This window comes from Nonomuraea mangrovi (assembly GCF_042681425.1).
GTDB lineage: Bacteria > Actinomycetota > Actinomycetes > Streptosporangiales > Streptosporangiaceae > Nonomuraea > Nonomuraea mangrovi.
In genome coordinates this window covers 19,670-42,391 of record NZ_JBHUFV010000039.1, presented here as the reverse complement: position 1 = coordinate 42,391, position 22,722 = coordinate 19,670, and the positions used below count along the sequence as shown (strand labels likewise).

The 22,722-nt window shown below is 69.0% G+C and carries 25 protein-coding genes; 11 read left to right on the top strand and 14 right to left on the bottom strand.

The window, feature by feature from the left end:
- Positions 1–20: 20 nt before the first annotated feature.
- Together ACFSKW_RS27055 and ACFSKW_RS27050 are read right to left on the bottom strand one after the other, a co-directional pair.
- Positions 21–257 carry a WhiB family transcriptional regulator gene (locus ACFSKW_RS27055; RefSeq protein WP_379575257.1) on the bottom strand — a complete coding sequence of 79 codons (237 nt, stop codon included), beginning with the start codon at positions 255–257 and terminating at the stop codon, positions 21–23.
- Positions 254–1,174 (bottom strand): DNA cytosine methyltransferase, encoded by a 921-nt coding sequence (locus ACFSKW_RS27050; RefSeq protein ID WP_379575256.1) that lies wholly within the window; start codon positions 1,172–1,174, stop codon positions 254–256. The genes ACFSKW_RS27055 and ACFSKW_RS27050 overlap by 4 nt, the downstream gene beginning before the upstream one ends.
- A gap of 54 nt (positions 1,175–1,228) precedes the next feature.
- Here ACFSKW_RS27050 and ACFSKW_RS27045 point away from each other — a divergent pair, with 54 nt between their 5' ends.
- Complete coding sequence (locus tag ACFSKW_RS27045; RefSeq protein WP_379575255.1) at positions 1,229–1,891, top strand: HAD family hydrolase; 663 nt, start codon at positions 1,229–1,231, stop codon at positions 1,889–1,891.
- Here the strand turns inward: ACFSKW_RS27045 and ACFSKW_RS27040 are convergent.
- Together ACFSKW_RS27040 and ACFSKW_RS27035 are read right to left on the bottom strand one after the other, a co-directional pair.
- Entirely contained in the window at positions 1,882–2,616 is a 735-nt protein-coding gene (locus ACFSKW_RS27040) for a deazapurine DNA modification protein DpdA family protein (RefSeq protein WP_379575254.1), read from the bottom strand. The two genes, ACFSKW_RS27045 and ACFSKW_RS27040, sit on opposite strands and share 10 nt — an antisense overlap.
- Positions 2,613–3,263, bottom strand: a complete 651-nt coding sequence (locus ACFSKW_RS27035) for a VUT family protein (protein WP_379575253.1) — start codon at positions 3,261–3,263, stop codon at positions 2,613–2,615. Before ACFSKW_RS27035 ends, ACFSKW_RS27040 begins: the two co-directional genes overlap by 4 nt.
- Between ACFSKW_RS27035 and ACFSKW_RS27030 the strand changes: the two genes are divergently transcribed.
- Positions 3,231–3,560: a hypothetical protein gene (locus ACFSKW_RS27030; RefSeq protein WP_379575252.1), complete on the top strand. Its 330-nt coding sequence runs from the start codon at positions 3,231–3,233 to the stop codon at positions 3,558–3,560. The genes ACFSKW_RS27035 and ACFSKW_RS27030 overlap by 33 nt on opposite strands.
- Here ACFSKW_RS27030 and ACFSKW_RS27025 read toward each other — a convergent pair.
- Together ACFSKW_RS27025 and ACFSKW_RS27020 are read right to left on the bottom strand one after the other, a co-directional pair.
- Positions 3,554–4,393 carry a hypothetical protein gene (locus ACFSKW_RS27025; RefSeq protein WP_379575251.1) on the bottom strand — a complete coding sequence of 280 codons (840 nt, stop codon included), beginning with the start codon at positions 4,391–4,393 and terminating at the stop codon, positions 3,554–3,556. The genes ACFSKW_RS27030 and ACFSKW_RS27025 overlap by 7 nt on opposite strands.
- The gene (locus ACFSKW_RS27020; protein ID WP_379575250.1) at positions 4,390–4,893 is read right to left on the bottom strand and encodes an XF1762 family protein; all 504 of its coding nucleotides are present in this window, start codon (positions 4,891–4,893) and stop codon (positions 4,390–4,392) included. Before ACFSKW_RS27020 ends, ACFSKW_RS27025 begins: the two co-directional genes overlap by 4 nt.
- Positions 4,894–5,147: 254 nt before the next feature.
- On the opposite strand from ACFSKW_RS27020, the gene ACFSKW_RS27015 reads away from it, so the two are divergent.
- From ACFSKW_RS27015 to ACFSKW_RS27000, 4 genes are read left to right on the top strand one after another with little or no spacing between them, the layout of a single operon-like run.
- Entirely contained in the window at positions 5,148–6,509 is a 1,362-nt protein-coding gene (locus ACFSKW_RS27015) for an RNA polymerase sigma factor (protein WP_379575249.1), read from the top strand.
- 5 nt (positions 6,510–6,514) lie between these two features.
- The gene (locus ACFSKW_RS27010) at positions 6,515–8,194 is read left to right on the top strand and encodes a conjugal transfer protein TrbL family protein (RefSeq protein ID WP_379575248.1); all 1,680 of its coding nucleotides are present in this window, start codon (positions 6,515–6,517) and stop codon (positions 8,192–8,194) included.
- Positions 8,191–9,120: a PrgI family protein gene (locus ACFSKW_RS27005; RefSeq protein ID WP_379575247.1), complete on the top strand. Its 930-nt coding sequence runs from the start codon at positions 8,191–8,193 to the stop codon at positions 9,118–9,120. Before ACFSKW_RS27010 ends, ACFSKW_RS27005 begins: the two co-directional genes overlap by 4 nt.
- Positions 9,117–10,856: a VirB4 family type IV secretion system protein gene (locus tag ACFSKW_RS27000; RefSeq protein ID WP_379575246.1), complete on the top strand. Its 1,740-nt coding sequence runs from the start codon at positions 9,117–9,119 to the stop codon at positions 10,854–10,856. Before ACFSKW_RS27005 ends, ACFSKW_RS27000 begins: the two co-directional genes overlap by 4 nt.
- On the opposite strand, the gene ACFSKW_RS26995 is transcribed toward ACFSKW_RS27000, so the two are convergent.
- Positions 10,835–11,308: a hypothetical protein gene (locus ACFSKW_RS26995; RefSeq protein ID WP_379575245.1), complete on the bottom strand. Its 474-nt coding sequence runs from the start codon at positions 11,306–11,308 to the stop codon at positions 10,835–10,837. The genes ACFSKW_RS27000 and ACFSKW_RS26995 overlap by 22 nt on opposite strands.
- Positions 11,309–11,311: 3 nt before the next feature.
- The gene (locus tag ACFSKW_RS26990; protein ID WP_379575244.1) at positions 11,312–11,923 is read right to left on the bottom strand and encodes a nucleotidyltransferase domain-containing protein; all 612 of its coding nucleotides are present in this window, start codon (positions 11,921–11,923) and stop codon (positions 11,312–11,314) included.
- A gap of 41 nt (positions 11,924–11,964) precedes the next feature.
- Here ACFSKW_RS26990 and ACFSKW_RS26985 point away from each other — a divergent pair, with 41 nt between their 5' ends.
- From ACFSKW_RS26985 to ACFSKW_RS26965, 5 genes are all read left to right on the top strand, one after another.
- A complete protein-coding gene (locus ACFSKW_RS26985; RefSeq protein WP_379575243.1) occupies positions 11,965–13,617 on the top strand; it encodes a DUF8128 domain-containing protein in 1,653 nt (550 codons plus the stop codon).
- Positions 13,614–14,306 carry a TraM recognition domain-containing protein gene (locus ACFSKW_RS26980; protein ID WP_379575242.1) on the top strand — a complete coding sequence of 231 codons (693 nt, stop codon included), beginning with the start codon at positions 13,614–13,616 and terminating at the stop codon, positions 14,304–14,306. Before ACFSKW_RS26985 ends, ACFSKW_RS26980 begins: the two co-directional genes overlap by 4 nt.
- Positions 14,303–15,157 carry a replication-relaxation family protein gene (locus ACFSKW_RS26975; protein WP_379575241.1) on the top strand — a complete coding sequence of 285 codons (855 nt, stop codon included), beginning with the start codon at positions 14,303–14,305 and terminating at the stop codon, positions 15,155–15,157. Before ACFSKW_RS26980 ends, ACFSKW_RS26975 begins: the two co-directional genes overlap by 4 nt.
- Entirely contained in the window at positions 15,154–16,476 is a 1,323-nt protein-coding gene (locus ACFSKW_RS26970) for a C40 family peptidase (RefSeq protein ID WP_379575240.1), read from the top strand. Before ACFSKW_RS26975 ends, ACFSKW_RS26970 begins: the two co-directional genes overlap by 4 nt.
- A gap of 150 nt (positions 16,477–16,626) precedes the next feature.
- The gene (locus ACFSKW_RS26965) at positions 16,627–17,166 is read left to right on the top strand and encodes a GNAT family N-acetyltransferase (protein ID WP_379575239.1); all 540 of its coding nucleotides are present in this window, start codon (positions 16,627–16,629) and stop codon (positions 17,164–17,166) included.
- 45 nt (positions 17,167–17,211) lie between these two features.
- Here ACFSKW_RS26965 and ACFSKW_RS26960 read toward each other — a convergent pair whose 3' ends face one another.
- The 6 genes from ACFSKW_RS26960 to ACFSKW_RS26935 form a co-directional block, all read right to left on the bottom strand.
- Positions 17,212–17,820 carry a hypothetical protein gene (locus tag ACFSKW_RS26960; RefSeq protein ID WP_379575238.1) on the bottom strand — a complete coding sequence of 203 codons (609 nt, stop codon included), beginning with the start codon at positions 17,818–17,820 and terminating at the stop codon, positions 17,212–17,214.
- A gap of 185 nt (positions 17,821–18,005) precedes the next feature.
- Complete coding sequence (locus ACFSKW_RS26955) at positions 18,006–18,521, bottom strand: hypothetical protein (protein ID WP_379575237.1); 516 nt, start codon at positions 18,519–18,521, stop codon at positions 18,006–18,008.
- A gap of 25 nt (positions 18,522–18,546) precedes the next feature.
- The gene (locus ACFSKW_RS26950) at positions 18,547–19,491 is read right to left on the bottom strand and encodes a hypothetical protein (RefSeq protein ID WP_379575236.1); all 945 of its coding nucleotides are present in this window, start codon (positions 19,489–19,491) and stop codon (positions 18,547–18,549) included.
- A gap of 379 nt (positions 19,492–19,870) precedes the next feature.
- Complete coding sequence (locus ACFSKW_RS26945; protein ID WP_379575235.1) at positions 19,871–21,307, bottom strand: YifB family Mg chelatase-like AAA ATPase; 1,437 nt, start codon at positions 21,305–21,307, stop codon at positions 19,871–19,873.
- A 4-nt stretch (positions 21,308–21,311) separates the two neighbouring features.
- Entirely contained in the window at positions 21,312–22,352 is a 1,041-nt protein-coding gene (locus tag ACFSKW_RS26940; RefSeq protein WP_379575234.1) for a DUF4192 domain-containing protein, read from the bottom strand.
- 65 nt (positions 22,353–22,417) lie between these two features.
- Positions 22,418–22,711, bottom strand: a complete 294-nt coding sequence (locus ACFSKW_RS26935) for a hypothetical protein (RefSeq protein ID WP_379575233.1) — start codon at positions 22,709–22,711, stop codon at positions 22,418–22,420.
- Between the last annotated feature and the right edge of the window lie 11 nt (positions 22,712–22,722).

The following is a 22,722-nucleotide window of genomic DNA, read 5'->3' as shown; positions in this document are numbered from 1 at the left end:
GGTGGGAGGGTCGTTCTCGGCTACGGACACCGAGTCACCGCCCGCCGGATGTCGCGCCGTTTGGCTTCGGTGGTGCCGCCCCAGATTCCGTAGATCTCGCCATGGATGAGGCAGTGGATCAGGCATTCGGTCCTCACCAGGCAGGCGCGGCAGATGGTGATCGCTTCGGTTGAGGAACCGCCTTGCGGCGGATAGAAGAGATCGGGATTAGCCCCGACGCATGCGGCATAGCTCCACCAGCACGATTCCTGCTTCACGACTCACCGCCCAAACGGTCGGTGAGAATCCTGAGGGCGAGTGCGGCCTGCTGAGGGACGACGCCGTTGCCCAAAACCTTGAGTTGGGCCGTGCGGGAAAGACCGGGGACCGCGGTGACATGGCCCTCGGGCAGACCGAGGAGCCACTCTACGAAGATCGCGGCGAGTCTGGGCTGGCCTCGAGTTCCGAGTTCGGTGGGGTTGGGGGCGAGTCGGCCGAGGATGGCTTCCCATCGCCGGAGGGCTGGCTCGTAGGGGCCCCAATCCTGGTCACGGTGCCGGGCAGCGTCGGATAGCCCTTGCTCCCGTCCGAGGCTTTCGGGGTGGGCGGGAGGAGTTTGATCGCGATCGCCAACGGCATGGCCCGGCCGGGCTTCTGCCGGGTGCGCCGGTCCAGCCAGGACTCCAGGCGTTCCCCGTCGTTGGGATTGCACGCTGCGGGGGTCGGCAGCAGCGACGGCGAGGATGAACAGACGCTCGCGGCGGTGGGGAGCTCCCACGTCGCTGGCGCGTAGGCATGTCCATGCCGTGTTATACCCGAGGGCGGCCAGGTCCCCGAGTACACGGTCGAGTCCCCTTCTGCGGAGGGCGGCGACGTTCTCCAGGATGACGAGGCCAGGTCGTAGGACGCGAAGGGCGTCGGCGATGGTGAACCAGAGTCCACTGCGGGTCTCCTTTGTGAGTCCGGCGCCGCGGCCGGCGTAGCTGATGTCGGTGCAGGGGAATCCGGCGGTGACGATGTCCACGCGCGGTATGGCGCTCCAGTCCACGGTGGTCAGATCGCCAAGATTCGGGACGGTCGGAAAGCGGGCATCGAGGATCTCCGCTGCGTGCGGGTCGTTGTCGGCGCACCACGCCAGGCGAGCGCCGTAGACGCCCATGACGGCCAGGTCGAGCCCGCCGAACCCGGTGCACATCGAGCCGATCCAAGGGCGGGCGTATTCGGGAAGATCGCCATAGGGTGGGTACTCGTGCAGAAGCTGGCGCTCTTCGACCTGGACAACACGCTCATCGATCGGCTGGACGCGTTTCGCCGCTGGGTGGGCGAGTTCGTCGAGCAGCGGGGGTTGCGCGACCAGGACGCGGCCTGGATGATCCGCCTCGATGATGATGGGGCGCTGCCGATGGACACCTTCTTCGCCGCCGTACGCGAGCGGTTCGGCTTGGCCGAGCCTGTCGGGCAGTTGTGGGCGACCTATCGGGCGAGGCTGCCGGAGCTGGTCGTCTGCCCGTATGAGGTGCTGGCCGCTCTCGACCGGCTGCGCGCGGTCGGCTGGCAGGTCGCCATCGTGACCAACGGGATGGCCGACAACCAGAAGGGCAAGATCCAGCGGACCGGTCTTGCCGAGCATGTGGATGGGTGGGCGATCTCCGACGCCGAGGGTGTCCGTAAGCCCGACATCCGACTGTTCGAGATCGCGGCAGCTCGCTGCGGCGCACAGCTCAGCGAGGGAGGCTGGGTGATCGGCGACGACCCTGAGAAGGACATCGTCGGCGGGTGCCGGGCGGGACTGTCCACGGTCTGGATCGATCGTGGTCTGCCGTGGACAGTCGAGGGGCTCAAGCCCGATCACACGGTCGCGGACGTCGTCAGCGCCATGGCGCTCCTGCTCGCAGAGGGTAGTCATCGCTGACCCGCCTCCTGCAGAAGGCGGCTCCGCCAGGTGAGGGCGAAGGTCAGGCAGTTGGATTCGCTCTTGTGGCTGGGGGTGCAGCCGGGCAGGTAGCGGCCCCGCAGGCTCCAGGCCATGGAATCGGCCGAGGCGAGGGCGTCACCGTAGCGGCCCAGCCCACTGGTCTTGACGCCGAAGCCGTGCAAAGCGAGCCCCTGATCGGCCAAGGTGGAGGTGATCTCCGCGATTTCGCCGGTGTGCTGGCGACGGCAGACGCTTCCCACCCCGACCAGTGGAACTGCCGTCAGATCCACGCCCGCCTTGCCGTACAGGTCGACGCAATGTAGGTAGTCGGCCAAACGCCAGCCCTGCAGCACCGGGATGACCGGCACGCTCTGCTCGCGGAGCCGCAGGTAGTTCTGAACCGTGAGGCGCTGGTGTTCGCCGACGGAACGGCCGGTACGGCGGAGCATTTGCGGTTCGCACATCCAGTCCTGGGGTGCGGCCCAGTCGAGGTTGCCGATCTCCTGCTGATAGCGGCGTACCGCGATGCCGTACACGACAGGGTCGGTAGTCCAGCCGCCGTGAAGGGACAGTTCGGTGAAGCCGCCGGAATCCAGCGCCCAGCGGCTTACGGCGATCGGGAGACGGCGCATCGAGGCGAGACGCCGGTGGGAGAGCATGAGCGGGACATCGGGGATGCGGGCGAGCCAGTTGGGCTGGTGGGTGCCGAGGTAGAACCTCATCGCGACCACCTCCGGCGGACCGCGACGACGATCAGGACGGCGAGCACGGTCATCCAGCTCTTGCCGACGATCTGTCCGGGGGCCATGGCGAGGGAGCCGAAGGCGATGTGGAGGAAGACCACGGTGTCGGCGAGCAGCGCCGTTGTGTTGGAGGCCACCACGGCGGTAATCACGCCATGACTGCGGGTGCAGACATAGACGGCGGTATCGATCAGTTCGGCGAGGGTGACGGCGGCCACGCTGGCTGCGGCGACCCGGCCCGAGCCGAGCAGCCCAGACAGGACGAGACCGGCGAACAGCGCGTACAGCACGGTGAGAGGGCCAGATCGTTCGTGGATCACGTCGCGGAGGGCGAACAGCAGACCGGCCAGATAGACACCGCCGGGCGCGGTCAGGCCGAAGCCGACCGGAACGGTCAGGGAGGTACTGAGCAGGTTGGCCGCGACCATCGTGCACGCGAACAGCACGGGCAGGGCGATGCCTGCGAGGATGCTGCCGTGATCTGTATGGCCTGTGATCTGACGTCTGGAACGCGCCCGCTGCCGGGAGGACGAATCCTCCAGACCGGCTGTTGGGTGGTGGAGCACTGCGTCGGCCCGCTGGGGCTGGGCACCTTGATCGTCAAGCCGGTCCGGCACGTTGAGCATGTCGCGGACCTCACCGAGGCGGAGAGCGTCGAGCTGGGACCGCTGCTGCGCCAGGTATCGGCCACGATCACTGAGGTGATCAGCCCGGAGCAGGTCTACGTGTGCCTGTGGTCCCACGCCGAAGCGCGGCCCTGCCACATTCACTTTGTGGTCCAGCCCGCATCCAAAGCCGACATGGACCGGTTCGGGGCGTATGGTCCGGCCCTGCAGATGGCCATGTTCAGCGAAGGGACACTGCCTGACGAGGCTGCTGTCGTTGAAATCTGCGAGCGCTTCCGGCAAGTGCTGAGTCACTGATCCGCCTCCCCTGCGGTGGAGCGGCATGACCACGGGGAGCAACCCTCTACGTGGTCGTCCTCGGTTAGGCCGGGTTTGAGATCGGTCTCTGCGAGGGGGCGACGGGAGCGGTGCAGGTAGTAGGTGGCGCCGATCCCTGGGGCTCGGGGATGGCCATGGCGGATGGCTTCGTCGAAGGCGACGGCTTCGGCCCAGCCGTCGGGGTCGGTGTCGCGCAGATGGAGCCATTCGCTGTCGCGGTGGTAAGGACAGCCGACGCACGCCGAGCGCGGGGTATCGGCGAAGCCCTTGCTGGTCAGGTAGGCACGGCAGTCGGCCCGGCTCCAGCCGAGATCCAGCAGCGGGAAGATGTTGCGCAGGTAGCCGACGGTGGCGTCCTTGGCGCGGTGGAACTCATCGACGCTGATGCCAATGGCCTGCTCGGCGTAGACGTCCTTGGGGACGCGGGCCGGGTGTGGATAGCCGAGCAGGCGGCGGGCTTCGGCCTTGAGACAGGCGATCTTGTACTCCTGAGTGCACTGCCGGCGCAGCATCCCTCTGGATCCGTCCTGGCCGAGGACGAACAGCGGCATGGACACGAAGCGGTGCTCTGGGTCCAGCGCGTCCCGGCGCAGATCTCCGCTAGAGACGCGGCGGATCGGCATGCCCGCGTCGGTGGCGAGTTTGTCCAGCCGATCGAGGTGGGCGTAGACCTCCGCAGGCTCCCACCGGGTGTCGGCGAAGATCGCGGTGTCGAAGCGAGGAATGGCGCGCTCGATGGCGAGCAGGAGCAGGGTGCTGGACTGCACTCCGGCACCGAGGGAGAGCACGCGCAGTGCCGGGCGGGCGGTCATGACCGGGCCTGCCGGGTGATCTCCCACAGGACGCGGTCCACGCCGTCGGCGCCGCGGGCGGTCCTACGTCTACTGGGGGTGTCCCAGCCGGAGCGTGCGGGACGGTCGGCGATCCGGCGCAGGCCAGCGGCGCGCAGGCTCGTGCCGGGCTCGTCGGCCAGGGTGTAGGTGATCAGACGGCGGTAGCCCATGGCGTGGGCGGCCCGCCAGGCCGCCCCGAGCAGGGCGGAGCAGGCGTTCGGGGTGCCGTCGGTGGACAGGCGGGTGACCTCGATGGTCAGCCCGTCGTCGAAGACGCGGGCGACGGGACGTCCGGCGACGACGACGCCAACCAGCGTGGTGTCGGAGTTGAGGCCGATGGCGTACTTGGCGCCCTGCGGCGGCATCAGGTGTCGGTGGGACCAGGCGATGAACGCCCGAGCGGTCTGCAACGTGATCGGAACGACCGTCAGCGCTTTTCCGGAGGTTTCCTCGGAGGCGCCGTACCGGATTCGGTTCATGGCGGGTGGGGGCGATTTCCTCAGATGCCCTCAGTGGAAAACCGCCGACTGGCAAACCGCAGGCAGGAGCACTGGCAACTAGCGCTTTAGCTGCGGCAACACTGCTGGCAACTTGGCCGGGAAAACTCGCTTGAAGGTGCCAGCGGACACGCCAGCGATTTGCCTGAGCGGCTTTCTACACCGGAGGCGAGAAAGGAAATTCCTCGCGCCTTTGGAGGCTTCCGATGGAGTCCGAGATTCACCACCGTTCGCCCATGGACGCCGCCGAGCACATCTTCCAGCTGGTGGCCGGCGAGCCGTACGGACTGACCCTGGACGGCGCCGCACTCGCGCCGGACCTGCCGCAGCGCCCCATCCCGCTGGCCGAACTGCGCACCGTGCTGACCCGACGCGCCGTGAGCGACGCCGCGCGGGACGCGGTCTGGCGGGAGCCGATACGGCGCGCCCGCCTCCTCGGCGCGATGTGGCTGATCGGCGCGGTCGGCGTGGCACTGCCCGCACTGCGCGGCATCGCCGGACGCATCACCGGCGGCTACCTCGCCGGAGACCCCGCCGACATCGACAACGAGGTGCTGACCCGGTTCGTCGAAGCTCTCCGCACTATCGATCTCGATGTGCCGAACGTCCGGCCGCGGCTGTGCAACGAGGCCCGCCGCGCCGGGGAACGCGCCCGCAAGCTGGCCGAGTCCACCTCCGGAAGGCCATTGCCGGTGACGGTGTCGGTGCCACCCCGCCCACCCTGGGGCCACCCGGATTTCGTGCTGTTCGACGCGGTGGCCAAGGGCGTGGTCGGCGAGCTGGACGCCGAGCTGATCGGCCGTACCCGGCTGGAGCAGCGCACCCTCGCCGATGCGGCAGCCGAGCTCGGGCTGAGCGAGGAGGCTGCCAAGAAGCGGCGGCAACGGGCCGAGCCGGTGCTGTGTGCCGCGGTCGAGGCCGGAGACGTCAGCGCCGGGCTGCCCCTAACGATCACCTTTGCCTGCACTAGAGAGGTAGAGGCACAGATTTCCGCGTGGAGCCGGGATTCCTCAGATATCCCATCCAAGCTCGATGTCACGAAGGGAGGCCGGGGCACCACACCCGGCTCCGCGCGGACCTCCGCCCGGCGACGATCGGCGGCAGCCGGTATGGCACGGCTGCCACAGGACGCTCCGGCGCTGGACCTGCCGGACGGTACGGCAACGCCTGCTCCTCCGTCTTACCCCGACGGTACCGGCAGCCGCCCGGCTGAACCCGGCACGAACAGCGGGCGCGGGTGCCGACGATGGACGTGGCACCTCTGCCGGGTGCTGGCGGTGCTGCTGCTCCTTGCCACTCTCCTTGCCGTTGCGGCAAGCGCCGCACTTGCCGAGACCGGCTCACCGCCGCAGGCTATGGCCGTACCGAGCGACCTCGGTAAGGTCTTCGACAATCTCCGGAACTGGCTGATCGGCCTGCTGGCCACCCTGGCCACGCTGATGCTCACCATCGGCGGGCTGCGCTATCTGGTAGCGGGCGGCGACCCCGGCGAGGTGCAGAAGGCAAAGACCGCCCTGAAGGCCGCCGCGTTCGGCTACGCCCTTGCCGTACTCGCGCCGCTGTTCGTCAACGTGCTGAAGAACGTGGTCGGCGGGTGACTGCCATGACTACCGCCGCATCGCTGCCGCGCCCGTCCTCCACTGCGGCAACGGCCTTCCGCCTCGCTGCCGGTGCCGTTTTCCTCATCGCCGCGCTGACCGTTGCCGCCCCTGTCGCTTGGGCCGACCCTGCTCCCAGCCCGTCGCCCTCTCCCGACAGCCAGTTGCCGTCGACCGGCGTGAACGTCGGCGTCGGCGGCTGGATCACCGGACAGATCAACACCTGGTTCGCGAACCTGGTCGCCCTGTCCATCAAGCCATTGCTGGAACTGCTGGCCGGCACCGTGCTGTCCACCCCGAGCGTGTCCGGTCAGGCTCGCATCCAGGACCTGTGGCAGGCCACCGCCGCGATCGCCAACGCCGCCTTCGTCCTGCTGGTCGTGCTCGCCGGGATCCTGGTCATGGGGCATGAGACCGTCCAGACCCGACACGCCTTCAAGGAAATCGCCCCTCGCCTGGCGGTCGCCTTCGGGCTGGTCAACTTCAGCTTCTTCCTCACCAGCCAGCTCATCGACCTTGCCAACAGCGTCTCTTCCGCCCTGCTCGGCCAGGATTTCGATGCCAAGCGCGCCTCCAACTCCATCCGCTACATGATCCTGCCGACCAGCGACAACCAGATCTTTTACACCCTGCTCGGCCTGGTCGCGGTCGTCCTGCTGGTGCTCCTGCTCATCACCTTCGTCTTCCGCCTCGCGATGACGACCCTGCTGGTGATCGCGGCGCCGCTGGCGCTGGCCTGCCTGGCCCTGCCGCAGACCGACGGGCTGACCCGGCTGTGGTGGAGGGCCTTCTCCGGACTTTTGCTCATCCAGGTCGCCCAGTCCCTCACCCTCGTCACAGCGGTACGGATCTTCTTCAACCAGGACGGTCGCGAGGCCGCCGGGCTCCACCCTGCCGGGCAGCTCTACAACCTGCTGCTCGCCCTCTGTCTGCTGGTCATCCTGGTCCGCATCCCCGGTTGGGTCTCCCGCGCCGTGTTCCTGCCCAGCAGGGGCTCGGCGATCGGCCGGATGGTCAAGTACGCCCTCGCCTACAAGCTCACCTCCCCCGTCCTGCGGGCCCTCCACCTCGGCCGGGGCGGAGGAGCCGGAGGCCGGGGTGGCGGGGGCGGCGGCCGGGGCGGAGGAAGCGGCGGCAAGGCTGCCGCGGCCAAGGCGGTGGCGGGCAGAGTGCTGCCCGCCCTTGCCGCCGGCCCTGCCGCTCCGGCTGCCGCCGCGCTGACCGGTGCCGCCGCTGCCACCTCGGTTGCCGGTACCGCTGCCAGTGCTGCCGTCGGCGGCCCAGGACCGGTCAAGCACGCCCCCGTCGGCGCCCGCCGTCCGCCACGCGAGCAGGACTGGGAGCTCATGCCGGTCAAGCACGCACCCACAGGTCTTACCGTCGCCGGCAAGTACCGGCCGACCCCACGGCCGCCAGGACCCGTGCCCGCCACCCAACCGGTGTACGGCTACCCGCGCGAGACCTACTACGCCGCAGGACCTGCCGGGCTCGGCCAGATGCAGCAACTGCGAGCCCAGGCACAAGGACGCGCCATCGAACCACCCCCACGACCAGCCGTACGTCCGATCGTCGCGCCGAACGCGCCCATCCCCGGCACCTCCGAATGGCCGGAGAACCCCGGAACACCCATGTGGACGCCGCCGCGCCGCCGTACCCGCAGACCTCGAGGAGATGACGGCCGATGACCTGGACCGACGCCGTGCGCATCCCCGCCAATGTGGAAGCCCCAGACAAGATCATCGCCGGTTTCACCGCCCGCCAGGTCCTCGTCTTCGGCGGCACCGGCGCCCTCCTATACGGGGCCTACCTGACCTTCGGCGAACACATGCCCCTCTGGGCTTTCGCCGCCTTCGCCGTACCGGTGGGCCTGGCCGGCATCCTGCTCGCGATCGTCCAGCACGACGGCATCCCCCTGGACCGCTATCTGCTCTTCGCCCTGCGCCACCGGCACGCCCCCAAGCACCTGGTCGCCACCGCCGAGGACATCCCCGCCGCCCCTGCCTGGATCGCCGCTTCTACGGGGCCGCTGCCAGCCCCGCTCAAGCTGCCCGCCCGCGGCGTCGGCCAGGACGGACTGATCGATCTGGGCCCGGACGGCGTCGCCGCCGTCGCCGAGGTCTCCACCGTCAGCTTCGCCCTGCGGACACCGGAGGAGCAGGACTCCCTCGTCGCCGTCTTCGGCCGCTGCCTCAACGCGCTGTCCGGCCCGATCCAGATCCTGGTCCGCGCCGAACGGGTCAACCTCTCCGACACCATCGCCGACCTGCACCGCAGCGCACCCCAGCTCCCGCACCCGGCACTCGCCCATGCGGCCCGCGAGCACGCCGCCTTCCTGGCCAACCTCTCCGCCCGCCACGACCTGCTCAGACGGCAGGTCCTGCTCATCATCCGCGAGCCGATCGTCGGTTCACAGGGCCGTACGGCTGCCGCCTCCCGTGCCCTGCGACGCCTGGATGAGGCCTCCCGCGTGCTGGGCGCCTGCGGCTTGACCATCAAGCTCCTCGACCCGCCAGGCGTCACCGGCCTGCTCCACGCCTGCTTCGACCCCACCGCACCGCCCCTCGGCGACGACTTCGCGCTCCCTGACGACGTGATCGGAGGCCGCTGGTGAGACACCCCTTCCGCCGTACGGCTCCCGCCACCAGCGGATTCGGCCCCGACGCCGTCGAAGTCGAACCCCGCCGCCTCCAGATCGCCGGAAGCGTCTGCGCCACCCTGGCCATCACCGGGTTCCCCCGCGAGGTCAGCCCCGGCTGGCTCGAACCCCTGCTCACCTACCCATGCCGCCTGGACGTGTCGGTTCACATCGAGCCGATCCCCTCACTGATCGCCTCCGAACGGCTCCGCAAACAACTCGCCCGGCTGGAATCCGGCCTGCGCAACGACCACCAGCACGGGCGGCTCCTCGATCCCGGCACTGAGGCCGCCGCCGAGGATGCCCAGGACCTGGCCTCACGGATCGCCCGCGGGCAGGCCAAGCTGTTCCGCGCCTCGATCTACCTGACCGTCCACGCCACGTCCGCCACCGAATTGGACGACGCCTGCGCCCAGGTCCGCGCGCTCGCCGCCTCGCTGCTGCTGGACGCCCGCCAGGTCACCTACCGCCAGCTCCAGGGCTGGATCTCTTCATTGCCGCTGGCCTACGACAACCTGGCCATGCGCCGCACCTTCGACACCCCGGCGCTCGCCGCCGCCTTCCCCTTTACGTCGCCGGACCTCACCGCCGATCTCGGCCCCACCGCGGTCCTCTACGGCGCCAACCTGTCGTCGGCCTCGCTGGTCGCCTGGGACCGGTTCGAACAGCCCAACCACAACTCCGTCATCCTGGCCAGCAGCGGCGCCGGCAAGTCCTACCTCGCCAAACTCGAAGCGCTCCGGTCCCTGTATGCCGGAGTCGAGGTCGCCGTCATCGATCCCGAGGACGAATACGCCCGCCTCGCCTCGGCGGTCGGCGGCGCCTACCTCCACCTCGGCGCCCCGGGCGTCCGGCTCAACCCCTTCGACCTGCCACCCAGATCCAAGCCAGGCGACGATCCGCTCACCCGGCGCGCTCTGTTCCTGCACACCCTGATCGCCGTCATTCTCGGCGAACCGCTGAACAACGCAGCCAAGGCCATCCTCGACCGCGCCATTCTCGCCACCTACAAACAGGCCGGGATCACCAGCGAGCCGCGCACCTGGAAACGCCGCCCGCCCTCCCTTCACGACCTGGCCAAAGTGCTCACCGACGATCCGCAGGGCAAGGAGCTGGCCGCAGGGCTCGCGCCGTACGTCAGCGGCAGCCATCGCCAGCTCTTCGACGGTCACACCAGTACCCGTCCCGACTCCCATCTGATCGTCTTCTCCCTGCGCGACCTGCCCGAGGAGCTCAAGACCGTCGGCACCCTGCTGACCTTGGACACCGTCTGGCGTCGCGTCAGCGACCCGAACAGCCGCCGCCCCCGCCTGGTCGTCGTCGACGAGGCCTGGCTGCTCATGAAGGACCCCGAGGGCGCCAGGTTCCTGCTGCGCATGGCCAAAGCCGCCCGCAAGCACTGGGCCGGCCTGAGCGTGATCACCCAGGACGCCGCCGACCTCCTCGGCTCCGACATGGGCCAGGCCGTCATTGCCAACTCCACAACCCAGATCCTGCTCAGACAGGCACCGCAGGCCATCGACAAGGTCACCGACGCCTTCCGCCTGTCCGACGGCGAACGCCAACTCCTGCTCTCCGCCGAACGCGGCATGGGCCTGCTCGCAGCTGGCCAGCAGCGTGTCGCCTTCCAGGTGATCAGCAGCCCCTGGGAGCACTCGACCGTGACCTCGAGTCCCCAGGAACTCCTCGACTACGAGGAGGCGGACCTTTGAGACCGGTTCCTACGTTCGCGCCGACCCTCCACGAGAAGCCACCGGTACAGATCCAGCTTTCCCCTGAGGCGCGCCAGTCCCACTCTCCGCCGCAGCCACCCGGGCAGCGTAGACCGCTTCACGTAGATCCAGACGTCTTCCAGCGCGTCCTCGGCAGTTCCACCAACCTCCGGATCCCCCAGAAGCTCTCGCAGCAGCATGAGCGAGGTGCCGTCCACACTGCCGTTGAGCCGGGCCATGTGCCCCACGGACAAAGCGCCGCTGTAGCGGACCTGAGAATCGAGATTTCGCATGGCGCGATGCAGACGCGGGGCGACCGCGCTCGGGTCGAGCACGTTGAGCGCCAGCCCGATCACCGCGACCCCGATCAGCGGGTCACCGCGGTCAAATCCGGCATCTACCTCAACCGGGTCGTCGCACCCCATGAGCTCCCCGGGGCTGTTCCAGTCCACCGCCTACTCCCTGCGCAACCGGTCACGCCAGGGATGCGTGCCGAACTCGATCTCCAGCGCCTCATCCAGCCAAACCCGCTGCGCCTCGGTCAGCAGCGGGAGCATTTCGGTGAAGTCCTGCTCGTCCTTGGGACGCCGGCCCTTGGCCTTGAACAGCAACTGGACTTCCGGCGTCAGCCGGACAAAGCCGTCATGGGCGACCCCTACCGATGCGATCGGGCGGCGGATCCGCGCGTCCCGCCGGTAGATCCACTCGCCTTCCTCCGCCTCGTCCACCATGAGCTGGAACCGCCACGGCCCATCGACGTGCTCGCGCACCCAGATGTCGTGCGCCTCCACCGGCAGGACCTCGTCCACCGGCCACGGCCGCAGCGTGCCAGGCGGGTCGGCCACGTGCACGTCCCACCCGGCCAGCAGGCGACGTACAGCCAGCTGATCCCGGCGCAACACGGAGATGTCCACGTCCGCGTGCTCCCGGTAGGCGCGGCCCACAGCCAGCTCGATCGCATATCCGCCGCTCACCCACCACGGCACGTCCAGCCTCCGGAACAGCTCGACGACCTCGGCCAGTGGAGCCGGTTCCCATACGCCCCAAGGCGTCTCGATGCGCGGCATGCCCCCATCCTCACCCGCCGACGCCGGGCTGGTGAAGCCCCGTGATCTACGACTTCCTCGACGACCCCGACGCCTTCCTCGACGCCGCTTGGGTATGGCTCATCGCCCACGCCTGGACCCTGGCCATCTGGGCTATCGGCGGAGAGCTGGCGTTCCTCCTGGCCAGGCTGATGCTCGTACGGCTACGCCACGCGCGCCTGACCCGCGCCGCCCGGTGCGTGGAGATCCTCGCCCCGCCCGTCGCCGACCTGCCCGGCGCGGAGGCGCTGTGGGGCAACCTGGTCGGCCTGTTGCACCCCGCCTGGAAACGCACCCTGCTTGGCCAGCCCCACCTGGCCTTCGAGTACCTCTTCACCGCCGCCGGTGTCCGCATCCGCCTGTGGGTGCCCGGCGTAGTCCCCCGGCGGCTGGTCGAGCACGCGATCGAGGCCGCCTGGCCATCGGCCCGCACCACTGTCGCCGATGTCACCCCGCCCGTTCCCCTGACCGGCCAGGCGATCGGCGGACAGTTCGCCCTGGCTCGTGACGAACGTCTCCCGCTCAAGCACGACCACCGCTCCGACCCGCTACGCGCCCTGGTCGGAGCCGCCGTCGGCCTGCCGACCTGCCAACGCGCCGCCGTCCAGATCCTCGCCCGCCCCGTCACCGGCCACCGTCTGTCCCTCACATCGAGCGGCTTGGTACGGCTGACGCGGGCCGTCCTGGACTTCATCGCCCCAGGACCCGGCGCCCGTCGCACGTCGCATGAGCGCGTGACCCGGCTGGAGGAGTCCGCCGAAGCCCGTGCCATGCGCGACAAGACCCACCACCCCCGCTACGAGGTCGCCGTCCGCTACGCCGTACACGCCGACGCCCCGGCGGGAGACGCCCGCGCCCACACCAACCGCGGCCGTGCTCACGCGATCGCCTCGGCCTTCGCGCTCTACTCCGGCCACAACCGGCTCGAACGGCGCCGCCTCCTACGCCCGGCCCATCACCTGGCCACGCGACGGCTCGGCCGCGGATTCCTGCTGTCGGTCCCCGAACTCGCCGCGCTCGCCCACCTGCCGCTCGACGCCGCCATCCCCGGTCTGGTCCGCGCCGGAGCGCATGCAGTACCGCCCTCCCCGCAGATCTCCCGCACCGGAAAGGTCCTCGGCTACGCCGACGCCGGACACCCCCGCCCGGTCGCGCTGCGCGTGGCCGACTCCTGCCACCATGTCCACGTCCTCGGCCCCAACGGCACCGGCAAGTCCACCCTGCTCGCCCAGATGATCCTGTCCGACATCGAAGCCGGACGCGGCACCGTCGTCATCGAGGCCAAGGGCGACCTGGTCCGCGATCTGCTCGGTCTCATCCCTGCCGACAAGGCGCACAAGGTCGTCCTGATCGACCCCGACGACCCCCATCCCAAGCCCTCGCTCAACGCGCTCGGCGGCGGCGAGGTGGACATGACCGTCGACAACCTCGTCGGCATCTTCCACAAGATCTACGCCGACTATTGGGGACCCCGCACCGACGACATCCTGCGCGGCTGCGCCCTCACCCTCGCCCACGCCGGCGGCACCCTCGCCGACATCCCCGCTCTGCTCACCAATCCGCTGCTACGTAACCGAGTAGTCGCCGCGATCGGCGACCCCATCCTGCGCGGCTTCTGGAACTGGTACGAGGCCCTACCCGAACCCTCCCAGGCCACCGTCACCGCCCCATCATGAACAAGCTGCGCGCCTTCCTCCTCCGGCCGTTCGTCCGCGACATCCTCGGCTCAGCCACCTCCACCTTCGACCTGGATGACATTCTCGACGGCGGCATCCTGCTGGTCCGCCTGCCCAAGGGCGTCCTCGGCGACGACACCGCCCGCCTGCTCGGCTCGGTCATCCTCGCCCAGGTATGGCAAGCCGCCTCCCGCCGCGCCAAACTCGGCCGCACCCGCGGCCACGCCGCCCTCTACGTGGACGAGGCGCACAACTTCCTCACCCTCCCGCACGCGCTGAGCGACATGCTCGCCGAGGCCCGCGCCTACCGCATCTCCCTCGTCCTCGCGCACCAGCACCTCGCCCAGCTCCCGCGCGACCTGCGCCAAGCCGTCTCCTCCGACGCCCGCAACAAGATCTACTTCTCGCTCTCGCCCGGCGACGCCCGCGAGGTCGAACACCACTTCACCCCGCACCTGACCGCACATGACCTGGCCAACTTCGACGCCTTCCAAGCCGCCGCCCGCCTGGTGGTCCGCTCCGCCGAAACGCCCCCGTTCACCCTGCGCACCCGCCCCCTGCCCGAACCGTCACCCGACGGCGCCCTCCAGATCCGGGCGAGCGCAGCACGTATCCACGGCCGCAACGCCGTACCCGCCATCCCCAAGCCGGAAGACCCCCGGCTCGACCACGAAGGAGAACACCCGTGACACCACCCCGCTTCAGCGCCGCCGTCCTGACCTCGCTGGCCGTACGGCTCACGCCCCGTGACCGCAGAATCCTGCGCGCCGTATGGACCCATCGCGTGCTCACCTCCCACCACATTCAGCGCCTCTACTTCGACACAGACGCCGCCACCCGCAAGCGGCTGCTCATCCTCACCCACATGGGCGTGCTGGAGCGTTTCCGCCCCAACCAGCCGATCGGCAGCGGCGCCGCGCCGTACCACTACGTGCTCGGCGCCGCCGGAGCCGCCGTCCTGGCCGCCGAGGACGGCGTCGACTACGCCACCTTTGGCTACCGCCGCGACCGTGTCCTGGCCATCGCTCACAACCAGCGGCTCGGTCACCACGTCGGCGTCAACACCTTCTTCGCCGACCTGGCCTGGCACTCACGCCACAGCGCAGACGCCGAACTGCTCAAATGGTGGCCCGAACAAAGCTGCACCGCCATGTGGGGCGAATCCGCCCGCCCCGACGGCTACGGCCGGTGGAGCGAAAACAGTTTGGCCCTGGATTTCTTCCTCGAATACGACAACGGGACCGAGCCCCTGGACCGGGTCTCCGCCAAGCTCAACGGCTACGCCGCGCTCGCCCTGGCCGCCACGATCGTCACCCCGGTCCTGTACTCCCTGCACAGCCCCCGCCGCGAGACCAACCTCCGCACCCGCCTGCGCGCCGACCTCGCCCCCGTCGCCACCGCCACCCGCACCGCCGAAGACAGCCCCGCCGGACCGATCTGGCTCCCCCTCGAATCCACCGGCCCCCGGCTGTGCCTGGCCGAGCTCGCTCACCACTGGCCCCACCTCGGCCGCACCACGCCGGAGGTAACCACCCGATGATCGCCGAACTCGGCCTCGCCAAACTCCTCGCCACCGGCGGCGGCCTCGTCTCCGGCGTCGCTCTGCTCGCCGGAATGGCCGGCGGCGCCCAGCACGCCGCGATCACCGCCCAGCCCGACCAGCGCGCCGCCGCCGTCTGCGCCTACGTCCCTTCCTCTGACGTACGGCCTGCCGAACGGATCCACCCCATCAAGCGCCTCGGCCTCACCCGCGAACAGTCCGCCAACGCCAAGACCATCATCGACACCGCCGCAGAACTCGGCCTACCCGAGCGCGCGGCGGTCATCGGGATTGCCACCGCCCTCCAGGAGTCGAATCTCCGCGATGGAGTCGCCGGCGACAACGGCCAGGCCCACGGCGTCTTCCAGCAGCACCCGCAACACGGCTGGGGTACCCGCGCCCAGGTCACCGACACCGCCTACGCCGCCCGCACCTTCTACAACCGCCTCATCAAGGTGCGCGACTGGGACACCCGCCCCCTCACCGAAGCCGCCCAAGCCGTGCAGCACTCGGCCTTCCCCGACGCCTACGCCAAGCACGAAGACCGCGCGGCGCGGATCGTCGCCGCCATCGACGCCACGCCGCAAGCAAGGAGCACCGCCCGTGGGAGACCACCCACGGGACAGCCAACCGACGTGCCCAAGCTGTCGGCACACGAGAAGAAGACGATCCAGGACAGCATCGAAGCAGCCGCCTCTCTCGGCATCCCCAAGCAGGCCTTGATCGACGACCTTGCCGCAGGACTCCGCCGGGGAATCTCCATCGACGATCCCGCCGCCGAAACCAACAGGCGGGAAGCAGCGGAGCTGGTCGACACCCTGACCAAGCAACTTTGCGCCGAGCTGTCCGCAGCGCTCGGCACCATCGACAACCTGCCCGAAGAGAGCGCCAAGGAGCTCCCGACCGCAGTCGGCAAAGCGCTGACCGCCGTTCGCGCCGCCCTGTCCCAGAAGGGCGTGCCGTACAGCTGGGGTGGTGGGGGCCCGTCCGGTCCGTCCTACGGCATCGGCCGCGGCGCCGGCATCGAAGGCTTCGACTGCTCCGGCCTCACCGAATATGCCTGGGCGAAGGCGGGCCGTGGCATCGGTAGCACCACATACGAACAGGTGCGAGCTGGGCGCAAGGTTCCCCGCTCAAGTATCCAGCCCGGCGACCTGGTCTTCTACGAGACCGACTCCTCCCGCTCCGGGCCCGATCACGTGGGTCTGGCGATCAACGCCAAGGAGATGGTCAACGCCCCGCACACAGGCGCGGTCGTCCGAGTGGACCCCATCGACAGAGCCGGCTACTCGATCGCCATCCGACCAAGCCCCAAGTAACGCCTACGCCCATGATCCCACAGGCCTCGGCGCAGAAACAGTCTTGTTCTCCACCCCGCGAAAAGCCATCCTTGCAGCTCACCCCCGCCACTGTTGTTACCCGGCTGCCCGCGGCCGGGTAATGACGCACGCGCTGACAGAGGAGCCCCGATGGCGATTCCTGCCCCCACCAAGCGCCTGTCTTTCCAGGAGATGACCCCGGCCGACCTCGACGACATGGCGGCGCTCCTCGGCGATCCCGAGGTCATGCGCTACTACCCGGCGCCGATGAGCAGAGAGCAGGCGGCCCGCTGGATCGAATGGAACCAGCGTCTCTATCGCGAGCATGGCCACGGCCTGTGGCTGCTCACGCTGCGCGACACCGGCGAATTCGCCGGCAACTGCGGTCTCACGCCCCAGAACGTCGAAGGCACCGTCCATGTCGAGGTCGGCTACCTTCTCCGCACCCACCTGCAGAACAAGGGCTACGCCACCGAGGCAGCCCATGCCTGCCGCGATCACGCCCGCGACGTCCTCGGTCTGGACCAGCTCATCGCCATCATCAACCCAGACAACCGGCCGTCCCAACGCGTCGCGGAGAAGATCGGGCTGGCCTTCGAACGCACAGCGCTCTACAACGGCTGCCAGCAGCGGATCTACGCTGGATCGCTTCACACCGACCCCGCCCGGCGAAGAGCGCAGCGAAGTTGATGTCAAGTGACACCGCGCGATCGGACGCTATGCCAGCTTTCTGGATCAGCAGACTCCGGGCAGCGCGCATACCTTCGCCGCCATTTTGATGGCAGTGCTACGCAGGGTCTTGACGGTTTGCTTCCGCTCATAGCCGAGGGCTTCCTGATCGCCGATGTGGATCATCAGCGCACGACCCTTGCGCGCCACGAGGCCCGACAACAGGGGAGACCATTCCTTGTTGAGCTTGTCGTACATCATCATGCGCATCAGTGCAGCCTCGTGCGCCAATCGCGTGCGGCTCACCACCCACCGGGTTTTCCCTTCGCCGGTCCAGCTGTACGGTTTGCCGTCCGGTTGGGTTGCGCATTGCCCGGCGTCGGCGAACAGCTTGCTCATGGCCTTCTTGGCCGCCTTGGTGCTCCGATAGATCACGAGTTGCTCGCCGGAGTACGAAGGGGCACTGGTGTGGTGGACAATCGTGCGCACGGCCGACCGGTCCGCCGTCGTGGCACCCTTGCGCCCACATGGATTCCCCAACAAGGGCTTGTTCAGCTTGTCACTGATCTCCCACCGCTCCTCGGCTCTGACCTCGTCCGACTGGGGTGTACGAGCGGCCTTCTCGCTCAGCAGGAAGTTCTTGGGGATCTGGACGGGGGCAAGGGCGAGCGACACTGCAAGAATCATGATCACGCGTGGTTTGACGCACGAAGGCCCCACCGGGTTCGTGGGGTCGTTCGATCAGGGACTATTCTCCGTGATCTTGGAGTCGGCCCTAATCGCCGCAAGCATTCCCGCTGACCTACGATTCGAAGTGACCCGTCTCCACCTTTTCTTCTCTCAAAGGCAAGTTGGAAGGGTCAGGAGCCGGCTCCTCCGGGAGTCGGCTCCGTTTCGTCCTGGACGAATGCCTGAAGCAGGGCGTACCCTGGCGCCTCCGGCCTGGGGCTGATGCCCACATCGAAGATCTCCGGCTCCTCGAAGACCGGCTCCCCGCTGGGACGCCGCGCGTAGGCCACCCGTCCGTAGTCGACACCGTCCGCCAGGTCAAAGCTCATCCAGGTGATCGCTTCCTGCTCACCCTCACGCAGCGGATGGTTTGACACCGCCCGCACGCTGACCGTGCTCGGCGGCTCGAAGAACCACACCTGCGGTACGGCAAGCACCCACCGGACCGCGCCGATCTCCCTGCCCTTGGCCGCTGCTCGATGCTCGAACGTGATCGCGGTATCCCGGTCGCGCAGATAGTCGTAGTCGCTGAGCACCAGCTTGCGCGCGCCCTCCACTGCGACGATCACCGGGCAATCACGGGCCACGATGCCTTTCTCCAGCCGTCTGACCACGTCGAAGAGCAAGTCCGCTGTCTCCGCGTTCATCTCGCTCCCCCTCGTTCAGGTACGGCTATCCAGCGGTCATCCAGTACCGGTGCATGCTGCTCGTGCTCTTGACCACGACTGGGTCAGACTCCCCGGCAGGCCAGATCTGCAGCAGATACCGGTCCGGCGCCGGCCCGTCCTCATTGCCCTCATGCCCGTGGTCCATCCCGGCAGCGTGGTAGCGCAGACGGTACCAACCAGGACCGGCGGGCAGCTCCGGAATTTCGTGGACGTTCCCGCCACCCCATTCATGTAGGGAGACACTGCCACCCTCCGACTCGAAGCTGACTTCCACAACGTCCTCGTACCCATCCAGATCTGCGGCAGGCTCTGACGCAGCCACGGCAATGGAGAAGCTGACCGTTCCGGTGTGTGTACCGGTGACCAGGAAAGCGTAATCGTCACCAACCCTGATGATCCCAACAGGATGCTCCGGGTGGTCGTCGGTCAAGTCTGCCGGGCCCTCCGCATCGTCGATGTCATCGATGAGATAGGCCTGTCCATAGTGAACCCACAGGCCCACCGTCGTCGTCCACGCCTCGGCGCTGATCTCTGTCATGACCGGTGATCTTATGGACGGACACCGACATTTACTGATCCCGTACCGCTCGGCCGTGTTGGAGCGGATCCCGTTCATCTCGATGCGGCAGCTACCCCCATCTCCGTAAGTGGAGATCGTGCAGCTCACACCATCGCCGTACCAGTGGACGGAAGCTCGCCGGTCGTGCTCCTCGACCCGGGCCCCGGGGAGCGTCTCGACCAGCCTGGCGATGAGCTGGGCACGGCCGACACGCTCGGCGGCAGCCCGCGTCTGACGTTGGCGGACGATCACCAAGTCTCTCTCATAGCCTGGCAGAAGTCGCCGGGAGATCTCAGCGGCCAGCGCCGAAGGGCCACGAGCCGCGGCCACCGTGATCTGGTGCCGGGGCAGGCCAAGGGAGACGTCCCCGTTCGGATAGCCGGCGATCACCCACGCCCGCTCCGGGGCGCGCTGCGCGGGACGGAGGACGAGACGGGCGCCGTCCCGCGCGGATCAGGTACGGCGGGCGGGGCGGTTCGAGGTCGGCGGTGAAGCCGTCGAGCAGCGCGGCGACCCTCACCGCCAGGTCGTCGAAGTCGACCATGACAGGATTCCTTTCGTTCAGAGAGCGCATGCGGCGAAACCACAGGCCAGAGCGTGAAATCGGTCGCGTGAAAGGTCTGAATGCCGTATTCCCACGGCGCCCGGAAGGGACCGTCGTCCAGGCGGACCCGCAGCCACCCACTGGCCGCGGTCTCGGTGACCACCCCGGGATAGAAGTAGTGCGAGCGCAACGCCTCAGCCCGCTACGGCCGTACCAGGACCCGGGTCACCGGGGCGCATCACACACCCCGTTCCACAGCCCGAGCGTGCGCGCGGCGTCCTCTTCGGACGGCTGATGAGCGCCGCGAAGGTCGGCCAGTGTCCAGGCGACGCGCAGCAGCCGGGGGAAGGTCGCCGACGTGATCCGGCCGGTGCATACCGCCTGGTCCAGGAGCGCGATCGCATCCGGCGCATCCGGGAAGCGGGTACGCAGCTCAGCGGCGGGAACCTCGGCGTTGGTCCTCCAGGGCGTGCCCGCCAGCCGTGCAGCGGCACGCTCGCGAGCCTCACTCACCCGCACGGCCACGACCGCGCTCGGCTCGCCCCGCCCGACGACCCGAGCTGGGCGTTCGAGCTGGGCGCGCACCTCCACGTACGGCATAGGCCGGGCGAGCCGCTCCAGGTAACGCCGCCGTACCGCCGGGGTGCAGGAACAGGACCCCGCGCACGGGCAGCACGCGGCCAGCAACACGAGCTGGATCCGCGCCGGGTAGCGGATCAGCCGATCCCGTCCGGAGACCCGCACCTCGCCGGACTCCAGCACCCCCCGCAACGCGCCGAGAATCTGTCGGTTGAACTCCGGCGCATCGTCCAGCACCAGCACACCCCGATGGGCAAGGGAGAGCATGCCCGGACGGTGCAGATTGCCGACGACCCCGGCCAGCGTGGTCGTATGGTGCGGCGCGGACATCGGCGGCACCCGGCCCGGCGCCAGGTCGTACCGCCCGGCCATCGAGTAGATCGCGGCGACTTCCAGCGCGGCGGAGTCGTCCAGCGGCGGCAGGATGCCGGGCAGGCGTTCGGCGAGCATGACACCCGGGCCGTTCCCGGCGAGGAACAGATGGTGCCCGCCCGCCGCGCACACCTCCAGCGCGAACCGCGCGGCATGATTGCCGGGCACATCGGCCAGGTCCAACGCCGGTAGGGCAGGCACCGGCGACACGTCCGCCGGACGGCCGGGCACGGGCAGGGCGCCATCAGACAGCCAGCTGACCACCTCGGCCAGTCGTACCACCGGGATTACGACCGCACCAGGCACCTGAGCCGCCTCAGCGGCGGACCCGGCGAGCACGATCAGCACGCTGTTCCCGGCGGCGGACACGGCGGGCAGGATGCCGCACACCGGGCGAAGCCGACCGTCGAGGTCGAGTTCGCCCAGCAGTGTCACGTTCGCCAGCAGCTCCGCCGGGAACTGTCCGTCAGCGGCGAGCAGCGCGACCGCGACCGCGAGATCGGTCATCGATCCGTACAGCTCGGCGGACAGCGTGATGCGCCCGTCCGGCCAGTCGTACCCGCTGTTAATGATCGCGGCGCGGATCCGGTCGCGCTGTTCTGGAGTGCAGCCGGTCACCGAGGACAGTCCGGGCGAGACGTCCGCCGTCACGGTGACCGGCCGCCCGGTCACGCCGTCGACGACGGCGGACCGGGCAGCGGCGTACCCCACGACGTCACCACCCTTCCGGGATGATCGGGCAGGCAACGTGCGGGAACTCGTCGACCTTCGCGGCGATGTCGTCGGCCAGCCCAGCGCAGTCCATCGACGCGAGGGTCTCCGGCGGCATGCCGTGGTCCAGGGCGCACGCGGTCAGCAGTGCGAACCGGTATCCCGGGTCGGCGGTCAGCGAGCGCTCCACCGCGATCCGGGCCAGCGTGCCGTTCCCGGAGCGGTAGGCGACGAACGCCAGCAACGCGGCGGGCGCGGCGGCGAACGCCGGATCCACCCGGCGGGTGACGTCGGTCCACAGGCGGATGTGCGCGTCGTCGTCGTACCGCCCGATGAAGGTCATGGCGCCGTCGCGTACGAAGATCCCGGTCAGCAGCACGCCGAGCCACGCGACCTGATCGGCGGTGAGCCGCTCTGTGTCGAACGCCTCAGCCACCCGGTCCAACCCCTCCCGGTACCAGTAGGCGCCATTCGCGGACTTCAGTAGTTCGCGGGTGCGCGCGCACGCCGTCCGGGTGGCGGCGGTGACCAGCTCACGGTCGTCCCCGTTGGCCGGGTCGAGCGTGCGGGCGAATGTCTCCCTGTCCGGCCGCGCGACCAGCCCAGCGAGCACCGCCCCGACGGCCGCCCGACTCTCGGCGATCTCGTACGGCACGCCGTCGGGCGGGCAGCACCCCGGATCGGCGCAGCAGTACGACCAATACCGGTTGTCCTCAGCTCGGACGGCGTCCACGAGGTGGATCCCGTCGAGCCTGCTGGTGATCGCGTCCACGACCGGAGTGACCAGCGCACCCGGCCCGTACCCGATCAGGAAGACCCCGTGGCAGCCGTTGCGCCGTAGCAGCTTGCCGAGGCGCTCGGCCAGCTGCGGCGTCTCCGCCGAGTCGTTCGGGAGGTCGAAGCGGACCACGCCGAGCAACCGGGTGGGTTCGGCATCGAACGCCATCGCCACGATCGACGGGGGCGAAGGGTGGTAGCCCAGCAGGTAGGGGACGATCGCGATGAAGTCGGCCGGGTTGCTGAGCCGTACGGTGTCGTTGGACATGGTCAACCTCCAGGGAAGCGAAATCCCCCGGCCGGGTTCTGGCCGGGGGCAGACGGGATGGTTGGTCAGCAGGATTCGGAACGAATGCCGCCGCGCGGGCCGAGCCACAGGCGGCGGTCGGGGTAGTCGAGCGACTCGCGGGAGCGGTAAATCCAGATCTCGCAGTCGTCGCCGACGCATGGAGTGAGTACGTCCGCCGGGTCGCGGTCGACGAACGCGAAGCGCGAGCGGCGCCAGTAACCATCCCGGTGGCGGGCGATCAGTTTGGCCCCGGCGTCGGCCAGGGACGGGAACTCTTCCAGGTCGGACAGCTCCGGCGTGCTGTAGCCGTTGCCGCCGTACCACAGACCGAACCACATGGTGTTTCTCC